At 38.8% G+C, this 20060-nt stretch carries 20 protein-coding genes; 18 read left to right on the top strand and 2 right to left on the bottom strand.

What is annotated here, in order from left to right; genetic code table 11:
• Positions 1–14 precede the first annotated feature (14 nt).
• Entirely contained in the window at positions 15–650 is a 636-nt protein-coding gene (locus CSV61_RS09570) for a DUF1232 domain-containing protein (protein ID WP_099639034.1), read from the bottom strand.
• 485 nt (positions 651–1135) lie between these two features.
• Between CSV61_RS09570 and CSV61_RS09565 the strand changes: the two genes are divergently transcribed.
• Complete coding sequence (locus CSV61_RS09565; protein WP_099639033.1) at positions 1136–1762, top strand: HD domain-containing protein; 627 nt, start codon at positions 1136–1138, stop codon at positions 1760–1762.
• A 375-nt stretch (positions 1763–2137) separates the two neighbouring features.
• On the opposite strand, the gene CSV61_RS09560 is transcribed toward CSV61_RS09565, so the two are convergent.
• Entirely contained in the window at positions 2138–2326 is a 189-nt protein-coding gene (locus CSV61_RS09560; protein ID WP_099639032.1) for a hypothetical protein, read from the bottom strand.
• A 139-nt stretch (positions 2327–2465) separates the two neighbouring features.
• On the opposite strand from CSV61_RS09560, the gene CSV61_RS09555 reads away from it, so the two are divergent.
• The 17 genes from CSV61_RS09555 (at position 2466) to yihA (ending at position 20026) form a co-directional block, all read left to right on the top strand.
• Positions 2466–3095 carry an SIMPL domain-containing protein gene (locus CSV61_RS09555; RefSeq protein WP_099639031.1) on the top strand — a complete coding sequence of 210 codons (630 nt, stop codon included), beginning with the start codon at positions 2466–2468 and terminating at the stop codon, positions 3093–3095.
• 57 nt (positions 3096–3152) lie between these two features.
• Positions 3153–3656: a diacylglycerol/lipid kinase family protein gene (locus CSV61_RS09550; RefSeq protein ID WP_158233826.1), complete on the top strand. Its 504-nt coding sequence runs from the start codon at positions 3153–3155 to the stop codon at positions 3654–3656.
• Positions 3643–4110, top strand: a complete 468-nt coding sequence (locus tag CSV61_RS09545; RefSeq protein WP_099639029.1) for a diacylglycerol/lipid kinase family protein — start codon at positions 3643–3645, stop codon at positions 4108–4110. Before CSV61_RS09550 ends, CSV61_RS09545 begins: the two co-directional genes overlap by 14 nt.
• A 290-nt stretch (positions 4111–4400) precedes the next feature.
• Positions 4401–5402, top strand: a complete 1002-nt coding sequence (locus CSV61_RS09540) for a LacI family DNA-binding transcriptional regulator (protein ID WP_099639028.1) — start codon at positions 4401–4403, stop codon at positions 5400–5402.
• A 17-nt stretch (positions 5403–5419) separates the two neighbouring features.
• A complete protein-coding gene (locus tag CSV61_RS09535) occupies positions 5420–6376 on the top strand; it encodes a sugar kinase (RefSeq protein WP_099639027.1) in 957 nt (318 codons plus the stop codon).
• Positions 6377–6453: 77 nt separating this feature from the next.
• Positions 6454–7458 (top strand): TRAP transporter substrate-binding protein, encoded by a 1005-nt coding sequence (locus CSV61_RS09530; RefSeq protein WP_099639026.1) that lies wholly within the window; start codon positions 6454–6456, stop codon positions 7456–7458.
• 71 nt (positions 7459–7529) lie between these two features.
• Complete coding sequence (locus CSV61_RS09525) at positions 7530–8012, top strand: TRAP transporter small permease (RefSeq protein WP_099639025.1); 483 nt, start codon at positions 7530–7532, stop codon at positions 8010–8012.
• Positions 8009–9283 carry a TRAP transporter large permease gene (locus tag CSV61_RS09520; protein WP_099639024.1) on the top strand — a complete coding sequence of 425 codons (1275 nt, stop codon included), beginning with the start codon at positions 8009–8011 and terminating at the stop codon, positions 9281–9283. The genes CSV61_RS09525 and CSV61_RS09520 overlap by 4 nt, the downstream gene beginning before the upstream one ends.
• A gap of 15 nt (positions 9284–9298) precedes the next feature.
• On the top strand, positions 9299–10318 hold the full coding sequence (locus CSV61_RS09515; RefSeq protein ID WP_099639098.1) for a zinc-binding alcohol dehydrogenase family protein: 1020 nt from the start codon (positions 9299–9301) through the stop codon (positions 10316–10318).
• A 12-nt stretch (positions 10319–10330) separates the two neighbouring features.
• On the top strand, positions 10331–10960 hold the full coding sequence (locus CSV61_RS09510) for a bifunctional 2-keto-4-hydroxyglutarate aldolase/2-keto-3-deoxy-6-phosphogluconate aldolase (protein WP_199173610.1): 630 nt from the start codon (positions 10331–10333) through the stop codon (positions 10958–10960).
• Positions 10961–10962: 2 nt separating this feature from the next.
• Positions 10963–12033 (top strand): mannonate dehydratase, encoded by a 1071-nt coding sequence (gene uxuA / locus CSV61_RS09505; protein ID WP_099639022.1) that lies wholly within the window; start codon positions 10963–10965, stop codon positions 12031–12033.
• Positions 12034–12035: 2 nt separating this feature from the next.
• On the top strand, positions 12036–12872 hold the full coding sequence (locus tag CSV61_RS09500) for an SDR family oxidoreductase (protein WP_099639021.1): 837 nt from the start codon (positions 12036–12038) through the stop codon (positions 12870–12872).
• Between the two features lie 149 nt (positions 12873–13021).
• Positions 13022–13987 (top strand): hypothetical protein, encoded by a 966-nt coding sequence (locus CSV61_RS09495; protein ID WP_099639020.1) that lies wholly within the window; start codon positions 13022–13024, stop codon positions 13985–13987.
• Positions 13988–14230: 243 nt separating this feature from the next.
• On the top strand, positions 14231–15517 hold the full coding sequence (gene tig, locus CSV61_RS09490) for a trigger factor (protein ID WP_099639019.1): 1287 nt from the start codon (positions 14231–14233) through the stop codon (positions 15515–15517).
• A gap of 210 nt (positions 15518–15727) precedes the next feature.
• Positions 15728–16996, top strand: a complete 1269-nt coding sequence (gene clpX, locus CSV61_RS09485) for an ATP-dependent protease ATP-binding subunit ClpX (protein WP_099639018.1) — start codon at positions 15728–15730, stop codon at positions 16994–16996.
• Positions 16997–17126: 130 nt separating this feature from the next.
• Positions 17127–19448, top strand: coding sequence for an endopeptidase La (gene lon / locus CSV61_RS09480; protein ID WP_099639017.1), 2322 nt, complete (start codon positions 17127–17129; stop codon positions 19446–19448).
• Complete coding sequence (gene yihA / locus CSV61_RS09475) at positions 19445–20026, top strand: ribosome biogenesis GTP-binding protein YihA/YsxC (protein WP_083031958.1); 582 nt, start codon at positions 19445–19447, stop codon at positions 20024–20026. Before lon ends, yihA begins: the two co-directional genes overlap by 4 nt.
• Positions 20027–20060 lie beyond the last annotated feature (34 nt).

Raw genomic sequence — 20060 nt, 5'->3', positions numbered from 1 at the left:
ACCTACTCATCTGATTATGTATTCCTTGTTAGTACGCTTGAAGCAATTTGGACCGCGATCGCATCATCCAAATACCCGACCGCAAAAATGTAATCGGGAATGATATCCACAGGGACTATAAAGTACAATAATGCACTACCGATCACAGTTAGATCACGTTTTGCAACATCTTGCATTGTAAACCGGGTAAATAAGTCTTTTATTTGATCGATGAATGGACCTACTCCGCCTGCCTGTTTCAACTTCTTATCGAAGTCATATAAAATTCTGTTTCTTCCTTCCGTCGTCTGAACATACGCTTCGTAACTTGTAAGTTGAAATTGAACTTTTTCGATAGATAGATCCGCAGATAGAAGTTCCGACGTGTTGACCAAATGTTGAATGGTTTCATCATAATCAGAACGTATCGTGTGTTTAAGATCAACCGGATAGCCCGCCGCCTGAAGTAGTTTGGCTAATGGGATTTCCAAAATGCTCGCAAATTTCTCTAAATGGTCTAGTGTTGCTTTGCGCTTGTCGTTGATAATCCTAGAGATAGTTGAAGTATCAATATCTGTAAGTTCGCTTAGTTTGCGCATGGACAATGAACGTTCTTTTAAAACATCACGCAATAATTGCCCGATAGACAGACCAAGACTACCTTCTGACATGACACTACCCCTCCATTTCTACAACAACTGTTAAAATATCTACTTCTTTAAAAGAATAATTGTTTGTTGGCAAATTGTCAACGGTTATAAGTAGGGAACTTTTTTTGTCGAAAAACGTCTGCATTTGACTCTGTGAAGTTTTTCTGAAATCTCCATTGATAAATTTTATCGTGTCTTCCATTCAGTATCTGAGAATGATCACGTATGATTGATCGTTCAAGGAACCGTAAACAGGTTGAGTAGGGTTGTTCATCAGCACATAGTACGATAAAACTTGGCAGAGAAGGTATTCACGACGCGGATGAACGTGGTAAACTCTATTACACGGGAGTATCCAGAAGTTTAGTAAGCTCTTCTTAAAAATGAGAGACATCGGTAATGATTCGTTTCGATAATAATGAAGTGAACTTTATATGTCATCACAAGGAATTGATTTTCAAAAAGGTATCCGCATATAACTAATGTAAAAGAGGGGAAGGAATCCAATGCAAGATATGATAGCGAAATGCAGGTTAGAAGTCGAAGGCATTTACAATCAATTTGATGCGAGTCATGATCTCGACCATATTGATCGCGTAATGAAAAATGCAGAGAAAATTTTAGCTACAGAGCCAAGAGCCGATGAACTAGTTGTACGATTAGCAGTTCTGTTGCATGACGTGGAAGATGCGAAATATGAAGAGATGCAAAAGGTTACTACAATGGAATTGCTTGAAAAAATAGGTGCGACCCAACAGATTACAGATAACGTGATGTCTGCGATTGAAAGTGTATCCTTCAGTGGCGGCAACGCAAAAGATATTACATCGATAGAAGGCGCTATTGTCAGAGATGCTGACCGCTTAGATGCCATCGGGGCAGTAGGGATTGCGCGTGCATTTGCATTCGGTGGAGCCCGCGGCAGGAAACTTTATGATCAGCGAGAAGAAGCGCGAATGGATATGTCAGAATCAGAATATCGAAAAAAAGAAACAGCTACAGTTACGCATTTTTATGAGAAGTTATTATTACTAAAAGAATTGATGGTCACGAAAGAAGGCACCCGTTTAGCGAAAGAACGACATGACTTCATGGAAAATTTCTTGCATCAACTAAAAATAGAAATCGATTGAAAAATAGATTGCCAATTTTGAACTCGATAGGATAGAATGAAGTAACTAGCAATCATAATCTATCCGATAGAGAAAAAGGTGACGTCTTGGACAGAAATAATCGATTATTCATCATTACACTCGTTGCCATCGCCTTGTTTACATTAGGTGGATTCGCGGTACAAAAAGGACTCATCACATTGTAGTATGAAAACGAATATTCAAAGCTCATCGGTCATAATAGATCGTGAGCTTTTTTATTTAGGTTGAATGATTCAACAATAGTAATTTTGAAACTAAAATCGGGTAACTACTAGATATATCTGATATTTCGACATGTACATTATAGGCTTTTTACTACTTTTGTAGTCGTGCCCGTTCCCGTACCCTAATGCTTTACTTCTTCTGTCTAATCTCGCTCAGTAAGTCATCGATCTGTTTCTGCATGTTAGTCAATTGATCTTCTTCAACTTCCTCATCTTCGAATGCAAGATAAGCAGCAAGTGCAGAGAGCGCTTGGCCAAATAAGCCGATAGATTCACCAAGCAATGCTAATTTTGCGAGTTGTTTTTCTCTTTCACGCATAGGCATCCTCCTTAGCCCTTTCCTTTAATTTATGATGAATAATTTATTGCCGTTCAAGCGCTAGAACAACAAAAAGAAGTATAAATAGATTCAGGTATTGCATAGAAATGATCATACTGTAAAAAGGAGAGTGTTCTACATGTATTACGAACAAGAAACACGGACGATTACTGTATTTGGTGAAGGGGCAGTGAAAGTCTCGCCTAGTACGGTTCATATTGTACTATCTGTTATATCTAGAGGTACGGAACTCGCAGAAATCCAACAAGAAAATGCTAGACGAATGAATCAAGTAATTCAGTCGTTGCAAAAGGCGGGAATTTCGGAAACGTCTATTCAAACGATTGATTTTCAAATCCGACCAGTCTATGAATACATCAACGGTGACCAGCGCTTCCAGGGCTATGAAGTCGTTAACTCCATTCGCATTACAAGTAACGAACTTTCGCAAACAGGTGAACTCGTCGATCTTGCAGTCAAAAATGGTGCGAATCAGATCGGCTCAATTGAATTCACGATGCCCGATCAAGATGAACAATATCAGCAAGCATTAGCGCTAGCCTTGCAAGATGCGGAGACAAAAATGATTACAATTGGGACTTCGTTGAAATTACAGAACCGGCCAATTCCAATGAAAATTGAGGAACAGCACACGTCCCAACCGGTAGCATTCCGCGCGATGGCCATGGCGGATACTGGTAAAACACCAATCGAATCCGGAACGATTACAATCAGCGCAAGTCTGCAAGTGAAGTATCAAATCGTCTAGTAAGTCAATTGACAGTCTGCTACTATGATGAAAAGGCTTTCGAAAGAGGCGGTCCGTATGGATGTACATTTCATCATCAATGAACAAGCTGGAGACGGCAAAGGAGCCAAGCTATGGGCTAGCTTGCGGAAAAGTATGCGCTATCCATTTCATCTCACGGAGCGACGTGATCATGCGAGAGAACTGGCACAGCAAGTTGCAGGACAAGCCAATGCGTCATTGTTGCTCGTCGTGATAGGTGGAGATGGGACAATCCATGAAGTGCTAAATGGTGTAGCAGGTTATCCTCATGTAACAGTCGGCATAATGAAAGCTGGGTCTGGTAATGATTTTGCAAGGGAGTTTCCAGCATTCGCCAGCTTGCAGGAAGTGGAATCGTATATAGCAATAGAGCCAATTAAACGGAAAACTGTAGACTTTGGCTCCGTTCAATTGAGCAACACACATCAACGCTATTTTGCAAGTAACTGTGGTTTTGGCTTGGATGCGGATATTTCATTGGCAGCTAGTCAGTCTACTATTAAAAGGACTTTAAATAAATGGAAGCTTGGCAGCATATAAAAGGACTTTAAATAAATGGAAGCTTGGCAGCATAGTGTACGCTTTGACTGTAGTGCATAGTTTACTAGCCTTTAAACCTTTTAACGCAAAAATTCAAATCGGTTCGGATACCCGCGTGTTCCACAACGTTTGGATGATCACCGTCAGCAATCTAAAATATTACGGTGGCGGTATGAAAATTTCGCCTCACTCTGTATATGATGATGGAGAGTTCGAGCTGACGGTCGTCCATTCTATTTCTGTATTAAAATTTCTAGCGGTTTTTTTAACTGTATTCAATGGAAATCATACGAACTTAAAAGGAGTTTCTACTTATAGTAGTGATAAATTCATCGTGGAGATGGATCGTGCAGTAGGTTGCCATACCGATGGGGAATACCTGGGGACAACTATTAGTCAGCCAGTCATTTGCGAAGTAGATCAGCAGAATTGGTATGTGGCGGATAAAAAATGAAATAAATTGATACATTATATAATTTGAACTTAAATATAGCACACATGACAAAGAGAATTTATTATATTGATTACGTAATAGGAACATTAGGTAGTTATAAACACACTGGGATCCTTTGAATCTGGCTACTATCTATTTGAATGAAGTTTTGTGGTTCATATTGAAATTGTAGCAATTAAAAATATTTAAATAAAATTCTAAAATCTATTGATTTTGGAAGCGCTCGCATTTATACTTTTACTAAACCGGTTTACTAAACCGATTTAGTAAATGGGAAAAGGTGAAATAAAATGAAAGTGACGATGGCTGACGTAGCAAAAAAAGCAGGCGTCTCTAAAAGTACTGTTTCACAATTTATGAATAAGAGATATGAGTTCATGGCTGAAAAAACAAAAGTGAAAATACAAGAGTCCATTGAAGAGCTTGGGTATATTCCGAACAACATAGCAAGAAGTTTAAAAATGAAAGAATCGAACACGATTGGTATCATTGTAGCAAATATATTACATACTTTTTCCACTGAAGTTATTAGAGCCATTGAAGATGTTTGTGAAGAAAAAGGAGTACATGTCTTTGTTTGTAACGCTGACGATAATCCTCAAAAAGAACGTTCTTACATCGATATGTTGCGTGCTAAACAAGTGGATGGACTCATTATTTTCCCTACAGTAGGTAATGAAGATCTTTATGCTGATCTACGAAAAAATAATTTTCCCATTGTATTTGTAGATAGAAGAACAGAAAAATCGTATTATCCTACGATAATGCTAGACAATCATAGAGCTTCTGAGATAGCAATTGATCAATTTATTGAAGTAGGAAAGAGAAAAATAGCAATTGTATCTACTTCGATTGAGAGAAAAGTAATACCTCGAATTGAGAGAATTGAGGGTTACCAGAATAAAATGAAAGCGTGCTCTTTACCAATTAAAGAATCTTGGATTGTAGCGACTGAAAGAGAAAAAATTATGGATGCTCTTCAAGTGGTATGGGATAAAGAAGATAAACCCAATGCATTCTACGCAATTAACGATTTAGCACTAATGGAATTAATGAAATTCATAAAAAAAAATAACTTATTGATTCCCCAGGACATTAGCGTAATAGGACTGGATGACTCTCCTTTTTTGGAAGTTTTTACGCCAGCTATAACCGTGATTAAACAACCAACTTTTCAAATGGGAATCGAGGCAGCTCAGCTACTATTAAAAATCATTCATGATAAAGAGATACCCGATGAGTTGGAAGTGCAAAGATATATGCCGCATTTATTGAAAAGGGAGTCTGTATAAGATAGGGAGTTATGAAAATGTCTACTGATTTTAATGTATTAACAATTGGTGATGCAATGATTACGATGGATCCTATAACAAAAGGTCCCATGAGATTCGTTACACATTTCGAACGAAAAATGGGTGGTGCAGAATTAAACTTTGCTATAGGTTGTTCGCGCTTGGGCTTAAATAGTAAGTGGATTAGCCGGTTAGGCCAGGATGAATTTGGTAAAGTAATTTACAATTTTGCACGCGGTGAGGGAATTGATGTAACGGATGTTGATTTTGTTGATGGATATACAACATCTGTAAATTTTAAAGAGGTTAGAGAAAGTGGCGAAGGTAAGACGTTTTATTACCGTCAACAATCACCTGTTCTAACACTAAGAATAGAAGATATTAATGATCATTTATTGGATTCTATCGATCTATTGCATATTACAGGAGTATTCTTGGCAATCGATCCACAAAATATTGCCATCGCTAAACGCTTGATGACATTAGCGAATGAAAAGAGTATTCCTGTATCATTTGATCCGAATATACGTTTAAAACTATGGACTATTGAAGAGGCAAGAATAGCTTATTTTGAAGTCTTTCATCAAATCGATATTCTATTGACAGGTTTAGATGAAATTTATTTAATTTTAGACGACAGTTCGGAAAAGTCGTTGGTCAAATTAGCAAATGATTATGATATTACGGATTTGGTCATTAAAGATAGTTCTAAAGGTTCTAGGCTCTATAAAAATGGACAGTGGTTTTCTTCACCGGCATTTAAAGTCCCAGTAATTGATACAGTAGGTGCTGGTGACGGCTTTGATGCTGGGTATGTTTATAGTTATTTAAATGGTTTGGAACCAAACGAGGCTTTACGATTTGCGAATGGTGTTGGAGCACTCGTCGTAAGCGTTTTAGGAGACAATGAAGGGCTTCCTTATTTAGATGAGGTGCAAGCGTTTACATCAGGCACTAAAGAGATCGAAAGGTGAAAATATTGGAAGGGGTGATTAAGAGATTCTAATTAATAATTCGTTTTTCTACAACTATTATAAAAGGGGCGAATAACATGGGAAAAATTAAGTGGATGGCAGGTTTATTGATTGCAATTTTGATGCTAGCAGCTTGTGGAGCAGATAATACAAGTGATTCAGCAGAAGAAAAAAGTGATAAAGTGATTAAATGGAAATTAGGGCATTTAGCTGATGAAAATCATATTTGGCATAAAACTGCTTTGAAATTTGCCGATTCGGTTAAAGAAAAGACCGATGGCCAAATGGAAATTGTTATTTATCCAAATAACTCTTTAGGTTCAGAGACAGATACGATTAATTCTATTCAAGCTGGATCAGCTGATATGGTTGTTTCAGGCGAAACGTTGCAGAACTGGGCTCCAAAAGCTGCCCTAATGGCTGTACCTTATGCATTCGATGGAATTGATCACGTGAAAAAAGTGGTTGAAGGGGATGTAGGTAAAGAAGTTGAAGAACAAATTACTGAAAAGGCTAAATTAACACCTCTTTATTATCATACAAGAGCACCAAGAAATTTAACGTCTGATAAAAAAATTCAATCATTAGCTGACTTGAAAGGTTTCAGTATGCGTGTACCAAACGTTCCTTTATTCTTGAAAGTTTGGGAAGCAGCTGGAGCGAAACCACAAGTTATTGACTTTAACGAAGTTTTTACTGGTTTACAGCAGGGAGTTATTATGGGACAAGAAAATCCAGTCGATTTAATTCAAAGTGCTGGTCTGTATGAAGTTCAGAAATATGTGAATCGCACGGAACATGTATATTCATGGATTTATGTACTAGTTGGGAATGATCAGTATAATGCCTTGACTGAAGATCAGAAAACAGCAGTTACAGAAGCTGCTGCTGAAGCGCAAGCATACGGAGATTCACTATATGATGAAACAATTACTTCAATTGAAAAAGACTTAGAAGATAAAGGCATGGAATTTGTGGATGTAGATCGTGAAGAATTTGGTGAAGCCATGTTACCGGCAGTTAAAAAAGCATTGTCTGAAGAGCAAAATGAAGTGCTAGAAAAAATTCTTGAAGCTAAGTAATTTAGAAGCAATAGGCACAACTAATTAACACTTGGTTGTGTCTTTCCTTAAGAAAGGAAGTTGACGCAATTATGTTGAAATTAGTAGAGCGTATCCTGGGCATACTTTCCATATTAAGTCTCGCTGGAGTTATCATTGTAGTAACTATACAGATTTTATCTAGGTTCCTGCCTTTTTCATACATATGGACAGAAGAATTAACGCGTTATTTTTTCTTGTTCGCTATTAGTTTTGGTACACCATTAGCTCTGATGCGAAATGAATTTATTAATGTTGATCTACTAATTAATAAAATGAAAAGTAGTGTTAGAAGATTTTACGATGTTGCTATTTATATCACCATTTTAGTTTTAACATTGGTTATTTCCATAGAAGGATATAAGTTTATGTTGCTAGGACATAATCAACGCGCGGCGACATTACCGATCCAGATGTCTGTTGTGCATGCATCGATTTTTCTAATGGGATTGTTCCTTTCAATATTTGCTGTTGTGAAAATTATACAACTACTACAAAATAAAGAACTTTATGTAGATGGGAGTGAAGAAGAATGATGGCGTTAGTTCTATTCCTATCTTTTCTTGTATTAATATTTATTGGAGTGCCAGTTGCGTTTAGTTTAGGATTATCTTCACTCTTATATTTGTTTATTAACGATATGTCGTTCTCAATTATTCCTCAAAGAATGTTTGGCGGACTCAACTCCTTTGTTTTACTATGTATTCCAGGCTTTATTTTAGCAGGGAATTTAATGAATGCTGGCGGAATTACTGATCGTATTATTCAGTTTGCAAATAACTGCTTTGGTCATATTAGAGGTGGATTAGGGTTAGCAAACGTCGGTTCATCTATGGGTTTTGCAGGTATTTCTGGAACAGCGCTTGCTGATACGGCAAGTATTGGGGCAGTCATGATACCCGCAATGAAAAAAGAAGGATATGGAGCAGGTTTTTCTGCCGCTGTCACGGCCTCATCATCTACAGTAGGACCAATTATTCCACCATCTTTGCCGATGATTATTGTAGGTACACTAGCTTCAGTATCTATTGGAGATCTCTTCTTAGCGGGAGCAGTACCGGGTATACTTTTAGGCATAGGGCTGATGATTCCTACGTATTTGATTTCTGTAAAGAGAAATTATCCTAAGGGCGATCGTAAGTCATTGAAAGAAATAAGTAGTAGTTTCTTAGGAGCATTTTGGGCTCTCTTCATGACAGTCATTATACTAGTTGGTATTTTAGGTGGTATTTTCACACCTACAGAAGCTTCTGTTATCGCAGTGATATATGCATTAGTAATTGGGATTTTTGTTTATAAAGAATTACCAATCAGAAGAATACCGGAAATCATGTTAGATTCTATGACGAGTACGGCGTCTATCATGTTATTAGTAGGATTTGCTAACTTATTCGGTTGGATTATGGTGAGTGAACAAATTCCGCAATTAGTTGCGAGTACAATTTTAGGTATTTCAAGCAATCCCATCATAGTTATTATCTTAGTCAATATTTTATTGCTATTTGTTGGTACCTTTATGGAAACCATTGCAGCACTCGTTATCCTATTTCCAGTATTACTTCCTGTGGCTATGGAAGTGGGTATGGACCCAGTGCAGTTTGGTGTCATGATGGTCTTAAATCTTGTGATCGGATTAACAACTCCTCCAGTTGGTGTTTGTCTGTTCGTTGCGTCGCAAATAGGGAAGGTTTCTATAGGTAAGACTACAAAAGAGTTACTTCCTTTTCTCGGTGTTAGTTTAGTTATATTGTTATTAGTATCGTTCGTGCCGCAAATTACATTATATTTACCAAGTCTATTTAAGTAGGTGTAGAAATTGAAAATTAAAGCAGTGCAAGTACCTGAAGCACATAAATTAATGATTATTGAGAAAAAATGTCCAGAGATAAAAAATGAATTTGATGTACAAGTAAAGGTGAAGCGTGTAGGGATTTGTGGCTCTGATATGCATATCTATCATGGCACGAACCCTTTAGCAACGTATCCCCGCGTAGTGGGACATGAAGTAGCAGGAGAAGTTACCGCAATAGGTGAATCAGTAAGTACACTCCAATTGGGAGATCACGTTGTAATCGAACCCATATCATTTTGTGGGAAATGTTACGCATGTAGAAAAGGTCGTCAAAATGTTTGTAAGCATCTTTCAGTTTTTGGTGTACACGAAGATGGTGGTATGCAAGAAACGATTGTTCTTCCGGAAAGGCAAGTTCATCGAGTGAATAAGGATCTTGATTGGGATGAAATTGTTTTAGCGGAACCTTATACAATCGGCGCGCAAGCAGTTTTCAGGGGGAATGTTGAAGCAGGTGACACCGTTTTAATTCAAGGTTGTGGCCCTATTGGAATTTGCATTTTAAAGATGGCTAAATTAGCAGGCGCTATTGTAACCATGACGGATTTAGATGAAAAACGTTTACAGTTTGCAAAACAAAATGGAGCAGACTATATCATAAATGCAGGTAAGGCTTCTGTAGAAACTGAAGTAATGAAGATTACTGAAAGTGAAGGTGTGAATGTTGTAATAGATGCTGTGTGTCTTCCGTCAACATTTGAACTAGGTGTGCAAGTTGCTTCTCCAGCTGGTACCGTAGTGGTACTTGGCTTTGATGAACGTGCTGCTTCTATCTCTCAGCTTCCTATAACAAAAAAAGAATTAGAAATTGTAGGTTCTCGTTTGCAGACCAATCAATTCGAAAAAGTAATTACTCTATTAAATGAAGGAAAGTTAACTCATGATGGGTTAATAACACATAAATTCGCACTGAAGGATGTTCAACAAGCATTTGACTTTATCGAGAACAACCCTGATCAAGTACGCAAGGCTTGTATTACGTTTGACTAAGGAGATATGAATATGCTTCCAAAACACCAAGTGATTAATCATATTATGAAACAAAAAGTTGTGGCGGTTATTCGTGCTGCCAATGCAAATGAAGCAATAGCTATTTCGAAGGCGGCTATTTCAGGTGGTATTTCAGTAATTGAGCTAACATTTACAACTCCTTTTATTGAAGATGCATTTAAAGGTTTAGTAGATGAAGATGCTGTGATAGGTGCAGGAACAGTTTTAGATCCAGAGACAGCGCGTATTGCCATTCTCGCAAACGCTAAGTTCATTGTTAGTCCACATTATGATAAAGAAATTGCGAAAATGTGCAATCGCTATGCTATTCCTTATCTTCCTGGGTGCATGACCATTACAGAAATGAATAAAGCTATGGAAGGTGGCTGTGATATTTTAAAGCTGTTTCCAGCCAATCAATTTAAGCCTTCTATAATTTCCGCGTTTAAAGGACCATTACCACATACTCACTTCATGCCCACGGGTGGCGTATCTCTAGATAATATAAGCGATTGGTTACAAGCAGGAGCCGTGGCTGTTGGTATTGGTAGTGATCTTACCAAAGCTTATAAAGCTGGAGGTGAAGAAGCTGTTCGTAAACTGGCGGAAACGTATATGGAAAAAGTTAAGGGGGTTAAATGACAATGAATATTACTTTTCGATGGTATGGTAGAAATAACGATACAGTTTCGTTGGAACAAATCAAACAAATCCCAGGAACAAAGGGAATAGTTTGGGCCCTTCACCATAAACAAGCTGGTGAGTTATGGACGGAAGAAGAAATTCAAGACGAGGTTTCATATATTCAATCCTATGGTTTTCACGCAGATGTTGTGGAAAGTGTTAATGTTCATGAATCCATTAAATTAGGGTTGCCTGAACGTGATGAATTGATAGAAAACTATAAGCAAACGATACGCAATTTAGCAAAAGCAGGTGTTAAAGTAATTTGTTATAATTTCATGCCTGTATTTGATTGGACGCGTTCTGATTTACATCATCCGCTTCCAGACGGTTCGACTGCTTTATTTTATGAAAAAGCAAAAGTTGAAGGAATTGACCCTCTGGAACTTATTAAATCAGTTTCAGAATCATCTACGTTAACAATGCCAGGATGGGAACCTGAACGGTTAGCTAAGATTACAGATTTATTGGAAGCTTATAAAGAAGTCAATGATGAAAAGTTATGGGATAATCTTTCCTATTTCTTACATGCTATTTTACCTGTTGCGGAAGAATGCGATATCCAAATGGGCATACATCCGGATGATCCACCATGGCCTATTTTTGGTTTACCAAGAATTATTACAGGTGAGGAAAGTCTTAAAAGGTTATTATCTATCTCAAATTCACCTTCGAATCGAATTACGTTTTGTACAGGTTCATTAGGGGCAAATCCCAAAAATAATATGGTCTATCTCGCTGAAAAATATGCTCAGTATGCTCCGTTTTCTCATATTCGTAACGTTAAAATATTTGACAATGGTGATTTTATCGAAACGTCTCATTTTACGGAAGATGGTTCAATCGACATAGCTGGAGTAGTGAAAACATTAGCAGAACAACAATACGAAGGCTATATACGACCTGATCACGGCAGGCATTTATGGAATGAAGATTGTCGTCCAGGCTACGGGTTATACGATCGTGCGTTAGGTATTATGTATATGCTCGGACTTTGGGATGCATATCATAAGAAAAATGAGGTGAAATAACTTTGCAGACCATTCATCAAAACTTACAAAATAAAGTGGCTGTAGTAACTGGCGGTAGTGGGGTTCTCTGTTCTGCTATGGCAATGGAGTTAGCCAGACAAGGTGTCAGGATAGCTATTATCAACCGTACATTGAAAAATGGTCAGCTAATAGCCACTGAAATTCAACAAGCAGGAGGACAAGCAATAGCGGTTGAAGGTGATGTTCTAGATAGATCTTCATTAGAAAAAGCAAAAAATCTAGTCATTTCACATTTTGGAAAAGTAGATATTCTTATAAATGGAGCAGGCGGTAATCATCCTGATGCAGTTACTTCTGAAGAGATATACAGTGGGAATGAAGTAGAACAATCTTTTTTCCAGATGAGTGAGGCAGGGTTATCAATGGTTTTTGCTAGTAATTTCACTGGGACGTTTCTAACTAGTCAAGTTTTCGGTAAAGTACTTTTAGAACAAGAATCTCCTGTTATTTTAAATATCTCTTCAATGAGTGCGTTTTCACCGATGACAAAAGTACCTGCTTATAGCGCGGCGAAATCAGCAATCAATAATTTCACCATGTGGATGGCGGTTCATTTCGCTGAATCTAATCTACGTGTCAATGCTATAGCGCCAGGTTTCTTCTTGACAAAGCAAAATCATGACTTATTAATTGATGCTGATGGAAATCACACACAGCGTTCTAATAAAATCTTAAATAGTACACCTATGAAACGCTTTGGTAAACCTGAAGACTTGCTTGGTACAATGTTATGGCTTGTTGATGAATCATATTCCAGTTTTGTTACTGGGATTACTGTGCCTGTAGATGGTGGTTTTATGGCCTATTCGGGTGTGTGATTTATTACGAATAGCGTAAAGGTTATTACATAATCTTTGCGCTATTTGTGTTGTCAGATAATCAGGTACTCGTATAGAAACATCTTGAACTAGAAATGTTTTTAGTTGCTGTGCTATAGTGAAAGGAACAAAGCAGGCAGGTGATTACAATGCAAAAGAAGCGCAGACAAGTTATTAGAAAAGGAAATGTGGTTGTTTTCCCTGGAACACTCGAACGTCTCCACCAGCAAGGCAGACAAGCAATGGAACGAGATCTACATGAAGAGGCAGTCCGAAATTTCGAATCTGTATTGGAAATTAATCCTGAAGATTACACAGTTTTCGATGGCTTAGCTATTTCTTTATATGAAATGAAAGAGTATGAACGAGCGAAAGAATTTACCCTTCTCGCTATGCAAAACCAAGCAGGCGATTACATAGAATTACTTGAGCTTTATCTTTCAATCTCGATTCAGTTACAGCAATACGCCGAGGTAGAGCTGACGATACAAGGTTTGTTAGAGAAAGAAATCATCCCGGATTATAGCTTGCAGAAGTTTCAATACTTACGGGAATTGAATAACCGATTATCTGAACGTTATGAAGAACCTTCCATTGAAGACCCCTCTATTACAAGCGAACAATTTTACCAATTGGGATCGTTGGAGCAACAGGAATTCTTATTATCGTTGCAACATCAGAAATTACAGCCGCATATACCGTTGCTAGTAGAGGTGATTGAAGCAAAGGATTCGTTACCTGTGGTCAAAACTTATGCATTGATGTTATTGCAACAAGCGGGATACCAAGAGTCGCTAGCTGTTCGAAAATACCACTTCGAAACTGAAGCGAATCCATCAAGATTAGTATCACCCGAAGAAGATCAATTTATTGGAGAAGTGCAGTTTCTCGCAAAATCGCAATTTGAGAAAGACCCAACCGCTAGTGAGCTGGTTGTCAATCTGATCCTTAAGTACAGCGTCTTATTGTTTCCGTTCCACTGGGGTCCTTACACAGCGGAAGAGGTAGCGGGAGCGTATGTCGCGTATACAAAGCAGTTATTGTATGGCAAGCAGACAGAGGAATCTTCATTACTCACGTTCATACGTTCGGTGGATGAAGAAATGGAAAACTGACAGTGATTAATTCTTGAAAGATGAATAGACTATGTTATACTAAAATGGTTGTCAACTGCTTATCTGTCCTCAGTAACGTTGTCGCTACTTACAAGCGAAACAAAATAGGCTGATTCAGGTAAAGCCTTCAAAGAGTGTCGGAATTTTTTTAGGACGTACAGAAAAAATGAGATACAATCAGTAGAAGGTATAATTGATTAAAATAAAAATAAAAGTATTGCAAATGATTTGGAGGTCATACATATGACAGTTAAATGGGAAAAATTAGAAGGTAGTGAAGGGAAACTTACGTTTGAAGTTTCCGTAGATCGTTTCAACGAAGCATTAGATGAAGCGTTCAAAAAAGTAGTGAAGAAAGTACAGGCACCTGGTTTCCGTAAAGGGAAAATGCCACGTAAAATGTTCAACAAAATGTACGGTGAAGAATCACTTTACAACGATGCAATCGATATCGTACTACCTGGAGCATACTCTGCTGCAGTAGACGAAGCAGACGTTGATCCAATCGCTGCGCCTGAAATTGACATCGAAAAGTTAGAAAAAGGCGAGCCTGTCGTTTTCACTGCTATCGTAGCTCTTAAGCCAGAAGTTAAGCTTGGTGAATACAAAGGTCTTGAAGTAACTCGTCAAGCAGTTGAAGTAACAGACGAAGAAGTAGACGCACAGCTTGAACAACGTACTGAAGCACTAGCAGAAATGGTAGTTAAAGAAGACGGCGTTGTTGAAAATGGCGATACAGCTACAATCGATTTCGAAGGATTCGCTGATGGCGAAGCATTCGAAGGCGGACAGTCTGATAACTACGAACTTGAAGTAGGTTCTGGTTCATTTATTCCAGGATTCGAAGAGCATGTAGTCGGCATGAAAACAGGAGAAGAAAAAGAAATTGAAATTACTTTCCCTGAAGAATATCATGCTACTGAATTAGCTGGAAAGCCTGCTACATTCAAAGTGAAAGTTAACGAAATCAAGTCTAAAGAAGTTCCTGAACTTGATGATGAGTTAGCAAAAGAAATCGACGAGAGCGTATCTTCAGTAGAAGAACTACGCACGAAGTTAAAAGAAGAAGCTGAAGAAGTGAAAAAGAATGATTCTGAAACAGCTCTTCGTGACGATTTAGTAGAACAAGCTGCAAGCAACGCTGAGATGGACATTCCACAAGCCATGATCGATTCAGAAACGGATCGTATGATGCAAGACTTCGAACAACGTCTACAAATGCAAGGCATGAATTTGGATCTTTACTTCCAGTTCTCTGGTCAAGACGAACAAACACTTCGCGACCAGATGAAAGACGACGCATTAAGCCGCGTTCGTGTTTCATTGACACTTGAAGCAATCGGTGCTGTTGAAAATGTAGAAGTTCCAGAAGAAGAAGTAAATGCTGAACTTGAAAAGATGTCTGAGCAATTCGGTATGGAAGTTGAGCAAATCAAGACGACTCTTGGTGGCACATCTGTACTTGAGAACGATCTTCGTTTCAATAAAACAGTACAACTACTTGTTGACAACGCTAAAATCATCGATTAATCTTTCAATATGATTGTAACAAGGTACGGTTTGCCCGTACCTTGTTTTTCTTAAATAAAAGAACTTCATGTATAGACGTGAGGAAACTACATAAGCTAGAACATGAATAATGATACATATCAGGCTGGTAGTTATCGGTCATTAAGTTCTAAATAGTTGATTAAGTCATGTTAATCTTGTAGTATATTCACTTGAATAGGGGTGAGCATAATGTTCAAATTTAATGATGAAAACGATAACCTTAGCTGTTCTTTTTGCGGAAAATCTCAAGAGCAAGTCCGTAAACTAGTAGCAGGTCAAGGTGTTTATATTTGTGATGAATGCGTTGAACTTTGTGCGGAAATCGTGGAAGAGGAAGTAGGTCTTGAAGAAGGCTTCGAGCTAAAAGACGTTCCAAAACCAAGAGAGATCCAAGGTATCCTCGATGACTATATCATCGGGCAAGATCGCGCAAAGAAATCACTCGCAGTAGCGGTATACAATCATTACAAACGGGTAAATTCAAGCAGTAAAATTGATGAAGTCGAGCTGGCTAAATCCAATATCGTCTTAATCGGCCCAACTGGTAGCGGTAAAACATTACTTGCGCAAACGTTGGCTCGTATTTTGGATGTACCATTTGCGATTGCAGATGCGACTTCATTAACTGAAGCAGGTTACGTTGGGGAAGACGTAGAAAATATTCTCTTGAAGTTGATTCAAGCAGCGGACTTCGATATTGATAAAGCTGAAAAAGGAATTATCTACATTGATGAAATCGACAAAGTAGCTCGTAAATCTGAAAATGCATCGATTACTCGTGACGTATCTGGGGAAGGTGTACAGCAAGCATTACTGAAAATTCTCGAAGGAACAGTTGCTAGCGTACCACCACAAGGCGGTCGTAAGCACCCACATCAAGAATTCCTGCAAATCGATACAACGAATATCTTATTCGTCGTAGGCGGAGCATTTGATGGCATCGAAGATATCGTGAAACGTCGTATCGGTCGTAAAGTGATCGGTTTTGGTTCTGAATCCAAGCAAGAGATCAATGAAGAAGATAGCCTATTGGCTAAATTGATTCCTGAAGATCTCCAGTCATACGGTTTGATTCCAGAATTCATTGGCCGTTTGCCGGTAATCGCAACTCTTGATACGTTAGATGCTGATACATTGTATCAAATTCTAACGGAGCCGAAGAATGCGATTGTAAAGCAATACCAAAAGATGGTCGAGCTGGATGATGTAGAACTTCAATTTGAAGATGACGCATTGATCGAAATTGCGAAAGAAGCGATTGCTCGTAAAACGGGGGCACGTGGACTTCGTTCGATTATCGAAAATATCATGTTGGATGTAATGTATGAACTTCCTTCACTTGAAGAAGTGAAGAAATGCATCATTACTAAAGACTCTGTTCTTGGCAAGTCGACTCCGATCTTGTACAGAGAAGATGGATCTATATACGAATCAGATAGCGAAAAAAATACCGCATAACGCCGAAAAGGCAAAAAGGCCGGCTCCACCGATGCGTATCTTATACGTTCGGCAGTCGGCTTTTTCTTACATAAGATTTTATTTAGGTAATACACATACATACACATAATTTATTTGGAGGTGGCTTATCATGCCGACGATTCAAAAACAGAACATCCCATTATTGCCACTTCGCGGAGTGATAGTTTATCCGACGATGCTCTTGCATATCGATGTAGGTCGAGAACGCTCAATTTTCGCCATTGAGCATTCATTAGCAGGTAATCATCAGGTTTTCCTTGCGACGCAGAAGGATTTAAGCTTAGAAAATCCGGAAAAAGAAGATTTACATGAAATAGGCACTCTAGCGAATATCAAATCAATGACTCAATTACCAAATGGTACGTACCGTGTGTTGATCGAAGGCATACATAGAGCAGAGTGGAGCAGTTACCGAGAAGCTGACCTGTATCCAGTTGTCAATGTCACATGTTACGAAGAGAATGAAGAAAAAGATGCGGAAGCAGAAGCATTGATGCGTTCACTTGTTGCACAGTTCAAACGATATGCGAAGAATAGCAAACGGATTTCTGAAGAAACATTGGAGACGGTTGAAAGCATTCAAGAACCGGGTAGATTAGCGGATATGATTGCATCGAACTTACCGTTAAAACTAACTGCCAAACAAGAAGTACTTGAAATTCTAGACGTCCCTGATCGTTTGGAATGGCTAATCAGTCGAATGTATAATGAACAGGAAATCATGGAGCTTGAACAAAAAATTAATGAACGCGTGAAGGAAGCCATGGAACGCACACAAAAAGAGTTTTACTTACGCGAACAATTAAAGGCGATTCAAACTGAGCTAGGCGATAAAGACGGTAAAGGTCTTGAAGTGTCCGAACTGAAAAAGAAAATCGAAGAAGCCAATATGCCGCAGTCTGTGAGAGAAGCAGCAGAGCGTGAACTGGAACGTTATGAAAAAATTCCTTCTGCTTCAGCTGAAAGTGGCATCATTCGTAACTATATTGAGTGGCTGATTATGCTACCATGGACTCATGCGACAAAAGATCGACTAGATTTGTCTCGTTCAGAAGAAATATTGAATCGTGATCATGAAGGATTAGAAAACGTTAAAGAACGAATTCTCGAATATCTTGCTGTTCGTCAGATGACCAATTCTTTGCGCGGACCGATTCTTTGCTTAGATGGCCCTCCAGGAGTAGGTAAAACTTCATTAGCCCGTTCTATCGCTGAATCATTAGGACGTGAATTTGTACGTTTATCACTAGGTGGTGTCCGTGATGAATCTGAAATTCGTGGTCATCGTCGAACGTATGTAGGCGCTATGCCCGGACGTATTATACAAAGTATGAAAAAGGCAGGCACTGTCAATCCAGTCTTCCTACTAGATGAAATCGATAAAATGTCAAATGATTTTAGAGGAGATCCGTCGTCTGCGATGCTGGAAGTGCTTGATCCTGAACAAAACAACAATTTCAGTGATCATTATATAGAAGAGCCTTATGATCTTTCAAGTGTCTTATTCATTGCGACGTCGAATGATCTGGGGGCTATACCAGGGCCGTTGCGTGACCGTATGGAGATCATTTCGATTCCTGGCTATACAGAACAGGAAAAACAGTCAATTGCTATCCATCACTTGATTCCGAAACAGATGAAGGAACATGGTTTAAAGAAGTCACAACTTCGTTTCCAGGAAGAAGCAGTGCTGGAAATCGTACGATACTATACACGTGAAGCTGGTGTACGTTCACTTGAGCGAGAAATCGCAAGCATTTGTCGGAAAGCTGCGCGCCAAATACTAGCAGGCGATAAGAAAAGCTTAACAGTGAGCCCGAAATCTTTAGAAGCGTTACTGGGCAAGAAGCGTTTCCGTTTTGGACAGGCAGAAACGGTTAATCAAGTCGGTATGGCCACTGGACTTGCCTATACATCCGTCGGTGGAGATACATTACAAATTGAAGTATCCTTATCACCAGGTAAAGGTAAATTACTGTTGACAGGTAAGCTTGGGGATGTCATGAAGGAATCGGCACAGACGGCATTATCTTATGTACGTTCCAAAGCCATGTCATTTGATATAGATCCTGATTTTCATGAAAAATGGGATATTCATATTCACGTTCCAGAAGGCGCAACACCGAAAGATGGACCTTCTGCTGGTATTACTATTGTTACGGCACTCGTATCCGCGTTGACAGAACGTCCGATACGCCGTGAAGTCGGTATGACAGGAGAGGTGACATTGCGTGGACGTGTGCTACCGATTGGTGGGCTAAAACAAAAAACGCTTAGTGCTCACCGTGCCGGACTGCGCACGATCATCATCCCGTCAGACAATGAACGCGATTTGGATGACATTCCAGATAGCGTAAGAAAAGAATTAACATTTAAACTTGTGTCGGATGCTCATGAAGTACTCGATATCGCTTTGGAGGAAAAGAAATGAAAGTCCATAACGTTGAAATGATTATGAGTGCGGTTAGACCTGAACAGTATCCAACAGAAGGTTATCCTGAATTTGCGTTAGCTGGTCGTTCAAATGTAGGGAAATCTTCCTTCATTAACAAAATGATTGGCCGTAAAAGCTTGGCTCGTACTTCTTCGAAACCAGGGAAGACTCAAACGCTCAATTTCTATAAAATCGAAGAACAACTATTTTTCGTTGACGTACCAGGGTACGGCTATGCGAAAGTTTCGAAAACTGAAAAAGAAAAATGGGGCGGTATGATCGAACAATACATCACATCACGTGAAGAATTGCGCGCGGTCGTGCAAATTGTTGATTTGCGTCATCCACCGACAAAAGATGACTGCATGATGCACGACTTCCTGTCTCATTACAATATCCCTACGATTGTCGTTGCAACAAAAGCGGATAAAATACCTAAAGGTAAATGGGAAAAGCATAAGAAGATTGTTCGGACAACATTTAACATGGAAATACACGAGCCGCTCATCCTATTTTCATCTGAAAAAGGAATAGGTATGGAGGAAGCATGGCGTGAAATCGAAAGTCGTATGTAAGTAACGAGTTAGGTAGATGGAATTGCTACATTAT

It is taken from the genome of Sporosarcina sp. P3 (genome assembly GCF_002743415.1).
Classification (GTDB): Bacteria; Bacillota; Bacilli; order Bacillales_A; family Planococcaceae; genus Sporosarcina; species Sporosarcina ureae_A.
Note: the sequence above shows the minus strand (reverse complement) of the source record. Positions and strands in the feature narration are given on the sequence as shown.

What these genes read in the sequence shown, in the direction of transcription:
- CSV61_RS09565 (WP_099639033.1), top strand. Translation starts at nt 1,136, where the DNA reads ATGCAAGATATGATAGCGAAATGCAGGTTAGAAGTCGAAGGCATTTAC.
- CSV61_RS09535 (WP_099639027.1), top strand. Translation starts at nt 5,420, where the DNA reads ATGTCTACTGATTTTAATGTATTAACAATTGGTGATGCAATGATTACG.
- CSV61_RS09570 (WP_099639034.1), bottom strand. Translation starts at nt 650, where the DNA reads ATGTCAGAAGGTAGTCTTGGTCTGTCTATCGGGCAATTATTGCGTGAT.
- CSV61_RS09540 (WP_099639028.1), top strand. Translation starts at nt 4,401, where the DNA reads ATGAAAGTGACGATGGCTGACGTAGCAAAAAAAGCAGGCGTCTCTAAA.
- CSV61_RS09560 (WP_099639032.1), bottom strand. Translation starts at nt 2,326, where the DNA reads ATGCGTGAAAGAGAAAAACAACTCGCAAAATTAGCATTGCTTGGTGAA.
- CSV61_RS09525 (WP_099639025.1), top strand. Translation starts at nt 7,530, where the DNA reads ATGTTGAAATTAGTAGAGCGTATCCTGGGCATACTTTCCATATTAAGT.
- yihA (WP_083031958.1), top strand. Translation starts at nt 19,445, where the DNA reads ATGAAAGTCCATAACGTTGAAATGATTATGAGTGCGGTTAGACCTGAA.
- CSV61_RS09555 (WP_099639031.1), top strand. Translation starts at nt 2,466, where the DNA reads ATGTATTACGAACAAGAAACACGGACGATTACTGTATTTGGTGAAGGG.
- CSV61_RS09550 (WP_158233826.1), top strand. Translation starts at nt 3,153, where the DNA reads ATGGATGTACATTTCATCATCAATGAACAAGCTGGAGACGGCAAAGGA.
- lon (WP_099639017.1), top strand. Translation starts at nt 17,127, where the DNA reads ATGCCGACGATTCAAAAACAGAACATCCCATTATTGCCACTTCGCGGA.
- CSV61_RS09520 (WP_099639024.1), top strand. Translation starts at nt 8,009, where the DNA reads ATGATGGCGTTAGTTCTATTCCTATCTTTTCTTGTATTAATATTTATT.
- CSV61_RS09530 (WP_099639026.1), top strand. Translation starts at nt 6,454, where the DNA reads ATGGGAAAAATTAAGTGGATGGCAGGTTTATTGATTGCAATTTTGATG.
- CSV61_RS09495 (WP_099639020.1), top strand. Translation starts at nt 13,022, where the DNA reads ATGCAAAAGAAGCGCAGACAAGTTATTAGAAAAGGAAATGTGGTTGTT.
- CSV61_RS09510 (WP_199173610.1), top strand. Translation starts at nt 10,331, where the DNA reads ATGCTTCCAAAACACCAAGTGATTAATCATATTATGAAACAAAAAGTT.
- uxuA (WP_099639022.1), top strand. Translation starts at nt 10,963, where the DNA reads ATGAATATTACTTTTCGATGGTATGGTAGAAATAACGATACAGTTTCG.
- clpX (WP_099639018.1), top strand. Translation starts at nt 15,728, where the DNA reads ATGTTCAAATTTAATGATGAAAACGATAACCTTAGCTGTTCTTTTTGC.
- tig (WP_099639019.1), top strand. Translation starts at nt 14,231, where the DNA reads ATGACAGTTAAATGGGAAAAATTAGAAGGTAGTGAAGGGAAACTTACG.